The 1423-nt window shown below is 62.6% G+C and carries 2 protein-coding genes; both read left to right on the forward strand.

Annotation, left to right across the window (positions count from 1 at the left end; genetic code table 11):
- Positions 1-155: 155 nt before the first annotated feature.
- Positions 156-713 (forward strand): CDP-alcohol phosphatidyltransferase family protein, encoded by a 558-nt coding sequence (locus tag EN984_RS34545; RefSeq protein ID WP_127270787.1) that lies wholly within the window; start codon positions 156-158, stop codon positions 711-713.
- Positions 685-1423 (forward strand): AI-2E family transporter (locus EN984_RS34550; protein WP_164765920.1); only part of this gene is annotated, 739 nt, incomplete at its 3' end. The genes EN984_RS34545 and EN984_RS34550, both read left to right, overlap by 29 nt.

Here is a 1423-nt window from a genome sequence, read left to right on the forward strand (position 1 = left end):
CCATAAAACCGTGGACAGGGCACGCGTATAGGCGCTCGTGATTGGCGAAAGCCAAGCTGAAAGCCGCTCTCCCGTGCGGGAGATCGGCAGCTTCTCCCTTGTTGCCACCCGCTATCTTCATCATCTATCTCCGACCAAGAGGAGGTGCCAAGCATTTGACCATCCCAAACCTGATCACCATCCTGCGCCTTATCCTGGTGCCGGCGGTGGTGCTGGCGATGCTGCAGGCGCGCTGGGACTGGGCTTTTGCCGGGTTCCTCGTCGCCGGCATTTCCGACGGCGTCGACGGGTTCATCGCCCGCCGTTTCAACCAGCAGTCCACGCTCGGCGCGTATCTCGACCCGGTGGCCGACAAGCTGCTGCTGGTTTCGGTGTTCGTGGTCATGAGCTTCATCGGGCAATTGCCGCTGTGGCTTGTCGTCATCATGGTGTCGCGCGACGCGTTGATCGTCTGCGCGGTGGTGTTGTCCGCCGTCATGACCCATCCGGTCGAGATGAAACCGTTGTTCGTGTCGAAGGCCAACACCGCGATCCAGATCGTGCTGGCCGCGCTTGTGCTGGGAGAACTTGCCCTTGCCGTTCACTTCGACCCGCTGAGGTCAGCCCTCATATTGCTGTCCGGGGTCTTGACCGTGGCTTCGGCCGCAGCCTATCTCGTCACTTGGCTGAGGCACATGAGCGGCTATGGCGAAGGCTCCACTCCGGACATCTGAGACAGAAGCGGCAGCGATCGAGGCCGCGGCCGCCGACATCGCCGCGTCCGCGACCTTTCGCCGGCAGATCTTCTTCTGGCTGGCCGGTGCCGCGCTGCTGGCGCTTTTCCTCTATGTTTTCAGCGCCATCCTGCTGCCCTTCGTCGCCGGCATGGTGCTGGCCTATTTCCTCGATCCCGTTGCCGACCGGCTGCAGCGGCTCGGCCTGTCCCGTTTCATGGCGACGGTGGTCATCCTCATCACCTTCCTCATCGTGCTGGTGCTGGCCTTCGTCATCCTCATTCCGGTTCTGGCCACGCAGATGGCCGATTTCGCCGGCAAATTGCCGGAATATCTGACCCGGCTGCAAAGCCTGATCACCTCGTTCGATCCGAAATGGCTGGAACAGAAGTTCGGCGTCAACGCCAACAGCTTGCGCGACGGGTTGAATTCGCTGCTGACCTCGGGCTTCGGCCTGGTCACCACCGTCTTCACCTCACTGTGGAGTTCCGGCATGGCGCTGGTCTCGGTGGTCAGCCTGTTCGTGGTGACGCCGGTGGTCGCCTTCTACATGCTGCTCGACTGGGACCGCATGGTGGCGGTCATCGACGGTTGGGTGCCGCGCGACAACGTCCAGACCGTGCGCGCCATCGCTCGTGACATCAACACCGCAACAGCCGGCTTCGTGCGCGGCCAGGGCACGCTGTGCCTGGTGCTGGGCGCCATGTATG

The sequence above is a fragment of the Mesorhizobium sp. M7A.F.Ca.CA.004.12.1.1 genome (genome assembly GCF_003997835.1).
GTDB lineage: Bacteria > Pseudomonadota > Alphaproteobacteria > Rhizobiales > Rhizobiaceae > Mesorhizobium.